The sequence below is a fragment of the Acinetobacter sp. TY1 genome (assembly GCF_048551395.1).
Lineage (GTDB): Bacteria > Pseudomonadota > Gammaproteobacteria > Pseudomonadales > Moraxellaceae > Acinetobacter.
Map to the genome: position 1 here is coordinate 1 of NZ_JBLYZK010000046.1, position 10,342 is coordinate 10,342.

A 10,342-nucleotide genomic window follows, 5' to 3' on the forward strand; every position below is an offset into this window, starting at 1 on the left:
GGAATCTGATTAAGTAAATCACCAAGCACCTGTGAATCACTGACATTATTGGTTGTAAGCTGAACTGCTCGTATTTGCAGGGTTTTGGCATCTATACCAATATGTAGTTTACGCCATTGGCGACGATATTCAGGTCCATGTTTCTTGCGTTTCCATTCGCCCTCACCTAGAAACTTCATCCCTGTAGAGTCCATGAGTAGATGCAGCCCATCGCTACTTTTTTGGTAACTGATTGCAATATCAATATGCTTTTGTCTTCTACAAAGCGTGGTGTAATCTGGTGGTGTCCAATTTAATCCGCAAAGTTTAATCAGACTTTGCACAAAGCCAGTGACCATACGTAAAGACAGACGAAATAAAGATTTAATCATTAAGCAGCATTGGATGGCTGCGTCGGAGTAGGTTTGATTTCGCCCTTGTTTGCCTTTTGATGGAGCATACCATTGCGTAGCAGGATCAAACCAAATGGCAATATTTCCGCGACTCATGAGTGCTCGGTTATATGCGGGCCAATTGGTTGTGCGGTAGATTTTCTGTGTAGGCTTCTTCATTTGAAAATTATATCGCTGAAAAAGCCTTTACAGATAGGTTTGTGCAACAAAGCCCATCTGATGAATAAAAAAATTTGCTAGAGGTGCACTATGAAAAATATTGCTTATCATTCTTTTATATGCAGTCTATACTTTTTACTACATGGATGTTCAAATTCACAACCACAACAGCCTTTGCAGCATCAATCAAATAAAACCATTGCAAAATCAACAACGATACCCACTCAAAAAAATCCTCAACAGACTTTAGCCTCTTTTGACAAAATCTCTTGTGATGACATTCAAAATCCACAGTTTCAGCAAGCAGTTTTAAATGCCATTAATGAAATTCGAAATCACTCCCAACAATGTGGAAAAATTGCCTACTCGGCAACTCATTCATTAAAATGGAATAATCAATTACAGATGAGCTCAACTGCGCATGCACAGGATATTTCACAACGTCAGATTTTAAGTCATGTCGGGCGTGGAGGTGAAAATCTTAGATTCCGTATTAAAAAAACAGGGTATAAAGGCGGTGGGGGTGAAAATCTAGCAACAGGTCAAACCAACCTTAAACAAGTTCTTGAAAATTGGCTGGCATTAAGCCCAGGACATTGCGATAACTTAATGAAACCGCAATTTAAAGATTATGCGATCGCATGTAGCCGAAATCCTACAACCCATCGAACATACTGGGTGCAACACTTTGGTAGCGGGAAAAACTAAAACCGAGTACAAGATCTTTATTTGATCGGGTAAAAACTGAAATTAACACTTATAAAATCTGCTTTATAAATTAAAAATCCCTCTTTTTAAAAGAAGGATTTTTAGTAGATTGATGACGTTTATTCGACTTAACGCTCGGTTAAGGCATTGTTTTTCGCTTTTAAAATTGGTTTAAGTAAATAAGAAAGAATTGTTTTCTTACCTGTCATAATATCCAATTGAACCGTCATCCCTGGAATCACAGACAATCCTTTACCGAAAGTTGGTTTGTCTGTCACTGCACGGACGATATAAAACATATTGCCTTTTTCATCGGTAAATGTGTCTGGGCTAATATGTTTTACTTTCGCATTCATTCCGCCATAGATTGAAAAATCATAGGCCGTAAATTTAATCACCGCAGGCAAATCTGGTCGTACAAAAGCAATATCTTTCGGAGACACTTTTGCCTCAACGATCAATTGACCATCTAAAGGCACAATTTCCGCCACTTGGTCGCTTGGTTTCACAACCCCACCAATGGTATTAAAGAAAATTTTCTGCACGATACCATTGGTCGGTGAACGAATATCGGTGGTTTTCACTCGGTCTGCTACGCCTGAAATACTTTCTTTTAAACTCACCAACTGCGCTTGCGCTTCTGCTAATTCATTGCGCCATTGGTTTTTCAAACTGACCGCAGCTTCAGAGGTTCTTGATTGCGCTTCGCCGATTGAGGCTTGCGAACCACGTAAGTTTGCTGCTGCCTGCTTACGCTCACCATCGGCATTGGAGACATCACGCTCTAAACGCAAAATATCCATTTCCGACACCGCACCAGTCTTTAACAAAGGTCGTGTGGTATTGAGTTCACGCACTGCAAGTTGATAGGCTCTTTCAGCTTGTCCGAGTGCAGCTTGAGCACGTTGCGATTCCTGTTGACGAGTCGAAACCGTACCTTGATTGGTCGTGGTTCTTTGGCTGAGCTCCCGCAGACTTTCGGCATAATACTGGCTTTCTTGCGCCAGAATCATTGCCGCTTCATTTGGTGAAACCCCTTCTGGTACAGTGCCTGATGTATAGCGTGTACCATTCACTTGCGCACTCAGACGTCTGGTTTTGGTTTGCAGAGCAAAAATCTTGGCATTGATTTCATTCAAATTAGAAGTAAAACGGGTTGGATCAATACGAATTAATAAATCGCCTTTTTTGACATGTTGCCCTTCTTGAACATAGACTTTTTCAACCACACCGCCATCGACCGATTGAATAACTTGCATCTGTTGAGAAGGAATCACTTTGCCTTCACCACGGGTAATTTCATCCACTTTGGCAAACCCTGCCCACAGCAACAATCCAAAAAAAGTCAAGGTAATGACATAGAGAATGATTCGTGCCTGAATCGGTTTTTGCGACTGCGTCACTTCTTTGACCTGACTCTGCCAGTCATTCGCCTCTGCGGGTTGATACTGTTTAAACAAACGCAACCGCCCAAAAATAGGATGCATGACCTTTTCAGAGTTTTCGATACTTTTGCCTACGCCTTGAAATAATTTCTCGCGATTGGTTTTCTTTTGTTCTTCGCTCACGACGTTACTCCTGCAGCTTTTTCTTGTTGAGGAAACATTGCGTTCAAGACCGTTTCTTTATCGCCATTTGCAATGACTTTGCCATCTTCAAGAATGATAATTCGATCGACCAAAGCCAATAACGCAGGTTTATGCGTGACCAAGATCAAGGTGTGTTGGGCTGTCATGTATTGTTTTAAATGATGAATCACATGATTTTCCAATGGCGTATCCATTGCACTGGTCGGCTCATCGAAAATCAAAATTTTCGCATTTTGAGCAATTGCACGTGCAACTGCGATTGCTTGACGTTGCCCACCCGACAGCTTGTGCCCTCGCTCACCGACTTGCAAAGACAAACCATCTTCATGTGCTTTTAGAATCTGCCCTAAACCCGAAATGACTAAACTTTGTTCCAAAACCGTTCGGCTGACATGTGGATTGCCCAACACAATATTCGACAACACCGTACCATTCAATAAATCAATATCTTGTGGAATATAGCCAATTTGACTCCGTAATTCAGCAGGATCAATCTGTGCAATATTGGTTTGATCAATAAACACCGCGCCTTCAGTTGGGCGATAAAGCGACAACAATATTTTCTCAATCGAACTTTTACCAGAACCGACTTTACCCAATATCGCGACTTTTTCACCTGCACGAATCGATAGCGTAATATCTTCTACAGCGGAACGTGACTCATTTGGATAGCGCAAACTGACATTTTTAAATTCTATGTTGCCAATTAGATGAGTATGACTGACCCAACCTTTCAGATTTTCTCGTTCTTGTTCAGCTTCAACTGTTTGGTTCAATAAATTTAATGCGCTTGACGCTTGATAATATTGAGTAAGTAAGCCCGCAACCTGTGCAATCGGTGCTAACGCACGTGTCGAAATCATATAACATGCAATGAGTGCACCTTGCGTTAACTTGCCATCAACGATTAAGTAAACCCCAATAATGATAATGACGACGCCAACTGTTTGTTGAACCCATGAAGCAAAATTCCCTACCGTGCCACCGACAAAACGTAACTTGGCAGAATAATGCACGGTAAAACGTGTCGCTTTTTCCCACAAATTTTGCATACGTCCGTTGGCATTAAAACTCTTAATGGTTTCTTGATTATTTAAAGTTTCAATCAACAAGGCTTGACGTTGTTGCGAAGCTTCTGCCATTGCGTCAGATAATTTTTTCAAATTGACATGCACTGACAATGCGTACAATAAGATGATTAATGCGGCAATGAGCAGCGGAATCACAAACACCCATGAAATGATACAAATGACCGCAAGGAACAATACAAAAAACGGCAGATCGACTAAGGAAACAACAGTCAATGAACTGGTAAATGAACGAATCGATTCATAGGATTGAATATTTGATGCCGTCATACCAACCGACATATTATTCTGCTCCATGCGACGACCAAGCACTTTTTCCATGATATAAGCAGACAATTTGTTATCTGCACGCGTCGCAGCTAAATCGACAAAATAACTGCGTCCTAACTTTAAAACAAAATCGGCGGTAATAATAATCATGATGCCGAGTGCCAAAACCCATAACGTATCCAATGCATGATTTGGCACAACTCGGTCATAAACGTTCATCACAAAAAATGGAGAACAGAGTGCAAAAATATTGATGAATAATGCACCGAGCAAAATATCTTTATAAATTGAACGGTGTTCACGAATTACACGCCAAAACCAGTGTTGCTGATTTTTTTCCATTTTCAGTTTGTTATCGACAATAAACTGACGTTGTTGCAGATAAATCACTGAACCGACATACTGCGCTTGCAATTCTGCAATAGGTATTTGCTTCACTGTATCGGCTGATTCAGGAAAATAAACGGTTGCTAGTTTCTGCTCATGATCAATTCGATACAACACACAGGCAGTATTATTTTTTAACAATAAAATTGCAGGAAACACAAAGTGATTTAACTGTGCTAAACCTTGCTGCACTATATTACTGCTTAAACTCACACGATCGGCAGCACGCGAAACAAAGCTCGGAATGAGCAAGCCATTGGGCAAAGGCAAGCCAGAAAGTAGCCCTTCTTGGGTAATACTTACCTCATAATCTTTAGCCACCCGAATCAGGCATAACGCTAAAGGGTCAAATATTTGTGTTGTCACTTATTCACCATGGGTCAAAATGCATTTTGATTTTTTGAACTAAAACTTGCTATTAATAGACCTCTCTCATAAGTTTTTAAACCCCACTTGCGGAATATATTCCTCATCCCCCTTTTTAAGGGGGAACTATAGGGGGTTATGAAAGAGGTCTAATTAATGTATTGCTTTCAACTGCTCAATAACAAAAACTTCTCTTATATAAAATGTATATTTTACGAACAAAAATAGGGCACACGTTGCACCCTATTTTTCATTTCATACTTTCATTATTCAGCAACTTGTGCTTGCACGTTCGCAGAACACATATTCGCTGCATTAATTTCACGCTGACTCACTTCTGATACAGCAGGTAAATTATCACGTTGAATACCGAGTGCAGGCAACAATTGACCAGTGCTATACAGTGTTTGGAATTGTGCAACTTTCAAGTCGTATTGCGTAGTGACATAAGCACGATTGGCTTGGAATGCTTCATTTTCCGAGTCTAAAACATCAAGTAATGTACGACGACCAATATCAAACTGATCGTTATATGCTTTTACAACTGAAGCAGATTCATCACGATGACGTTGTAACCATTCTAACTGGCTGCTGTAGTTATTCACATTGTTATAAGCCACCGTTGATGTTTGGCGAATATCGACACAGGCTTTGTTTTTCAAATCATTAGATAATGAAACACGTGCATTAGCAGCATTCATGGCTGCTCTATCGGCAAATCCATTGAATAGATTGTAGTTGAGTCTTAATTCAACTGCACTATCTTGCCCATATTTATCGTTATCAGGATTGCTACGCTCATCAAAACTATTACGGTTTTGATATAAACCAGTACGCGCCACAAACGACAGTTTCGGGTACATATTGGCTTTAAATTCTTGAGCACTCGCACGCGCATATTGCATTTCACTTAACGCAGCTTTTAAGCTGTTGTTATTGTTATACGCAGAGGTAATCAATTCTTGTGTGTTGTTTGGCAGTGCCACATTCACACTTACTGGCGCAAGATTACTACTTGGCTCAACCCCAACAATTCGTGCAAAACGTGCAGATACATCATTTAAGTTGGCCTGTTCAGTCATCAAGTTGGTTTGAGCAAGTGATAAACGACCTGTGATTTGTGACAAATCTGCTTTATTACCCACACCCTGATTAGTACGTTGTAAGACTTGATTATACACACGTTGATGATTTGCAAAATTTCCTTCCGCCAATCGAACCAATTCGCGATAACGTTGCACATCTAAATACGCTTGCGTTGCTTCAAGGGCTTTTTGTTCAATCCCTGAGTTCAAATCATAGTAGCGTTTTAATGCAGCATAATCGCCTTGTTCAACTTTGCTCTTAATGCGAAAACCATCGAACAAAACTTGCGTTAATGCAATTTCTGCCTGACCTTGATTGAACCAACCACGATCGCCATCGAATTCACGGTTACCTTTGCCGTACGCTGCATTCAAATCTAAGGACGGTAAGTATCCAGCACGTGCTTGTTTTTGATTTGCTGTTGCTTCAAGGAAGCTAAACCATTGAGTTTGTACTTCTGGATTATTTTCAATCGCAGTTTTAGTCACAGATGTTAAGTCTGCTGCTGATACAGTCATTGCCACACTTGCCCCAGCAACCATGCTTGCGATTTTTGTTAATGCTAATACTTTCACAGGTTTCCCCTTGTTTTAAGGTTTCTTAAATGTTTAACGATGTTGCCATCTTATCCATAAAAATAACTGGGTAAATCAGGGGCGAATGTTCACCCCCTCATTGATTAATCTATTTTCAAATTGGTTTTTGCCATGAGGTCGGCTAAGTCTGTAAAGGTTTGACCCGTTACGGTGATGTGTACAGTTTGACTTAAGTCCGCAGTATGCACATCAAAGGTATTTGTACCATGAGTGGTCACAAAGTTAGACAATGTCGGCATCGTATTATCCCAACCTAGTTGGTCAAGTAAGGCACTGACATCAATCACATCATTATCCGCCTGACTATAATCGGTAATGACATCGGTTGAACCATCGGCATCACCAATCCCCCACACAAAGGTATCTGCACCTGCTCCACCTGTGAGTATGTCGTTACCTGTGCCGCCAATCAGAATGTCATTGTCCGCTCCACCATTTAAGGTATCGTTGCCTATGCCACCGTATAAGGTGTCGTTACCTGCATCGCCATTGATTGTATCATTGCCATCCTCAGCATAGAGAATGTCATGACCATTGCCGCCGTTAATGCTGTCATCGCCTGCACGACCATACACAATATCATTGCCATCATTTGCATTAATGATGTCATCGCCTGCTGAACCATGCAGTACATCATCGCCTGCTGTGCCTGCCAATGGGGTAAATGTAAACTTACTTAATTTTACCGAATCTTCATTAATTGCCTTCAAGCCATCAATGACGTAAGTAGCACTACCCACCGCCGAGAACGTCACATATTTAAATGCCTGATTTGGGACAAGATCACGGATTTGTGCAGTATCACCATTATTGCCTAAACCACTGACGGTTTGTGTACCAACCAAAATTCCTAATTCATTATAGAAACGGATGGTTGCCGATTCCCCACTGGTAAAACTTTCTAAGGTGACGCGTGCATGGGTTGCCAAATAGCCAACATCAAAGACAAGGGTTTCTGTACCTTGAATACGATTACTTGTACCTCCTGTGACACCAATACCATTACCTAGGTTGAGATTATTACCCCCTGTAGTTTGATTAAGTACAGCAACTTGACTTGTTGCAGCACTATTCAGATTGGCTAAATTAATAGAACTATAATCACTTGCTCCTGCAAAGATTTGCGTATTTGCTGTATAGCCATAGTAGCCAAAGCTACTCCATTCAGCTAGTGTTGCAGTACCACCAGCCACCACTTCTTTTATCCCTGCGGTATATGTACCCGTTAGGATATTGGAGGTGACATCACGTTCATCGATCAGATTGACATTTACCGAGCGTGTCGTTGTCGCTGTACCTGGGGTAAAAACCACATAACTCAAGGCTTTTTCATAGTCTGCCAAGGTTGCATTACCCGACAAGGTGACCGTTGTCGTTGAAGTAGCACCACTCACGGTATTGCTAATACTACTGGTAATCCCAGCAGGTAAGCCACCAATCGCTAGAATATCGCCTACACTACCCGTAAGGACAATGGTTGCACCTTTAATTTGTGCATTATTATCGATATCTACAACACCAATTGAGCCGCCAACAGAGACCGAAGCACTACCATTAACCAACTCTTGACCGTCACCATCGGTGTTGGTGAAGACAATGGTATTGGTACCATTCACAAAATTTGGAAGTTGTAATCCTGCATTACTTGGGACAAATGGCGAACCTGTATTACCAAGGAATACTTCTGTCATCACCGTCGAATTCGTGTTTGCTGATACATAAAAACGCACACCATCTTCAGAAATAATCATTTGTAATCGAGGTAATCCATGTGTATTAACGCTCCATGGATTTCCAGCAGCGACCCAAGAACCATTAGCATAACGTAAGCCAACCTGAGGGGTAGTGGTATTATCAGCAGCCTGTAACTGCATGGTTAAAGCGATCGATGGATTCATGATCGGCTGACCATTGATATTCACCATAAATGAGTTATCAATTTGGTCTAAATTCACCACCACAACTGCTGATGAGGCATCCTGACCATTGGCAATAGCGAACTGTAAAGTATGGTTGTTATCCCCACTATTTACACTACCACCTCGACCACCTGTAAAGCTATTTCTAAACTCGGTATAAGTCCCCGTTCCCCCTGATTGAGCTGTCACTTGAATATCAGGCGTAGAGGCAACCACTTCCTGTGAAATCACTGGAGCATCATCTGTACCTGTAATCACGACATTCATGACGGATGGCACAAACCCACCATGACCATCACTTACAGTCAAAGTAACGGTTTCATTGATGGTTTGTCCTTGATGCAAGTTCTGCGTTGCAGGGCGACTATTATCCAAGTTGTAGGTGTATGTACCATTTGCATTAACCGTGAGCGTACCATACGTCGTGATAATGGTATTACCTGCTGTGGCTGTGGTTGTGCCCACTTTAAATGAGCTGATAGTTAAAGTGTCACCATCCACATCAGTCATATTACCCTGCGTTATTGCATTACCCGATACCGTTGCAATCCCTGCGACAACGGTATTATTTGGTGCAACGACACCTGCTTCAACAAGATTAATGGTAAATGGTGTTGTTGTTGGCACATCGTTCACAGGATTCACTGTAATAGTACCTATCGCAGGAGTTGCCGACACCAAATTCTGATTATCTGTGGCACTGTAGTGGAATGTGGTTGTACCGTTCCAGTTCGCATTCGGCTTGAAGTAAATCGTTGCTGCATTTGAAGTCGCACTAATCACACTTGCCGATGTTAATGGATTGGTTGCTGCTAAATCACTGTAGAACGTACCATTCGCTGGTAGACTGGTTAGCTTAAAGCTAGCAACCGTACCATCCACATCTGAACCACTCAGGTTCACTGCAATAACTGTATCCTCATTGCCCGTTGCCGATGTCACATTTGGAACTGGCGCATCATTGACTGGATTGACGGTGATATTCACGGTCGCTGTATTGGACACGACTCCATTGCTGTCGGTCACGGTATAGGTGAAGCTGTCGCTGCTGGTTTCTGAACCATTATGCACATAGCTCACGGTGCCATTGGCATTCACCGTCACGGTACCGTTGGCTGGTGCGCCCACGATGGTCACCACACCTGCTGGCGTACCGTCTTCGGCATCGGTGTCGTTGCCCTTGACCGCTATCACCACGGTGTCACCTTCGTCCACCGTCGCTGTGTCGTCATTCGCAACTGGCGCATCATTGACTGGTGTAACTGTCAACGTCAATGTACTTGTCGCTGTGGTTGTACCATCAGAAATAGTATAGGTTGCATCTGGTACCGCACCATTGTAGTTTGTCGCTGGAACAAAGCTATAGCTACCATTGCTGTTAATCGTGAGTTGACCCACACCTACAATATTTGCTGTCTGACCTGCGGTAAATGTTCCTGCTACGCCAGCAACCGTAAACTGGGTCACTGTCAATGGATTGCCGTCGATATCACTATCATTCGCCAATACACCATTCGTCGCATTGACTGTTAAAGTCGTGTCTTCCGTTGTCGTGTTGGTATCAGCAACTGCAACCGGCGCTTCATTCACATTCTGTTCATTCAACGTCACTGGGATGGCGGTCGCGTTGTTCTGCGCATCGGTCGCGGTCACGGTGATGCTATGCGCTGGCAAGCCATTTTCATAGTCATTCGCCGCAGACGCTGCACCTGCTGCGGTCAGCGTGATTTCACCTGTACTGGCATTAATCGCATACCAGCCATTTGGATCGCCTGCTGTGAT

Annotated in this window: 6 protein-coding genes; 1 reads left to right on the forward strand and 5 read right to left on the reverse strand. The window is 42.3% G+C overall.

Annotated elements, in window-relative coordinates; genetic code table 11:
• On the reverse strand, positions 1-551 hold a 551-nt coding region (locus ACK2M2_RS15615), incomplete at its 3' end, for an IS5 family transposase (protein ID WP_419349773.1).
• Positions 552-641: 90 nt separating this feature from the next.
• Here ACK2M2_RS15615 and ACK2M2_RS15620 point away from each other — a divergent pair.
• The gene (locus ACK2M2_RS15620; protein ID WP_078390486.1) at positions 642-1,259 is read left to right on the forward strand and encodes a CAP domain-containing protein; all 618 of its coding nucleotides are present in this window, start codon (positions 642-644) and stop codon (positions 1,257-1,259) included.
• Between the two features lie 128 nt (positions 1,260-1,387).
• On the opposite strand, the gene ACK2M2_RS15625 is transcribed toward ACK2M2_RS15620, so the two are convergent.
• The 4 genes from ACK2M2_RS15625 to ACK2M2_RS15640 form a co-directional block, all read right to left on the reverse strand.
• Positions 1,388-2,827: an HlyD family type I secretion periplasmic adaptor subunit gene (locus tag ACK2M2_RS15625; protein WP_419349774.1), complete on the reverse strand. Its 1,440-nt coding sequence runs from the start codon at positions 2,825-2,827 to the stop codon at positions 1,388-1,390.
• Positions 2,824-4,959 (reverse strand): type I secretion system permease/ATPase, encoded by a 2,136-nt coding sequence (locus tag ACK2M2_RS15630; RefSeq protein WP_419349776.1) that lies wholly within the window; start codon positions 4,957-4,959, stop codon positions 2,824-2,826. The genes ACK2M2_RS15625 and ACK2M2_RS15630 overlap by 4 nt, the downstream gene beginning before the upstream one ends.
• 266 nt (positions 4,960-5,225) lie before the next feature.
• Entirely contained in the window at positions 5,226-6,620 is a 1,395-nt protein-coding gene (locus ACK2M2_RS15635) for a TolC family outer membrane protein (protein ID WP_419349778.1), read from the reverse strand.
• A gap of 104 nt (positions 6,621-6,724) precedes the next feature.
• The coding region (locus tag ACK2M2_RS15640) for a beta strand repeat-containing protein (RefSeq protein ID WP_419349780.1) at positions 6,725-10,342 on the reverse strand (3,618 nt) is incomplete at its 5' end.

Coding starts and splice junctions, on each gene's coding strand:
- ACK2M2_RS15620 (WP_078390486.1), top strand. CDS start 642: ATGAAAAATATTGCTTATCATTCTTTTATATGCAGTCTATACTTTTTA.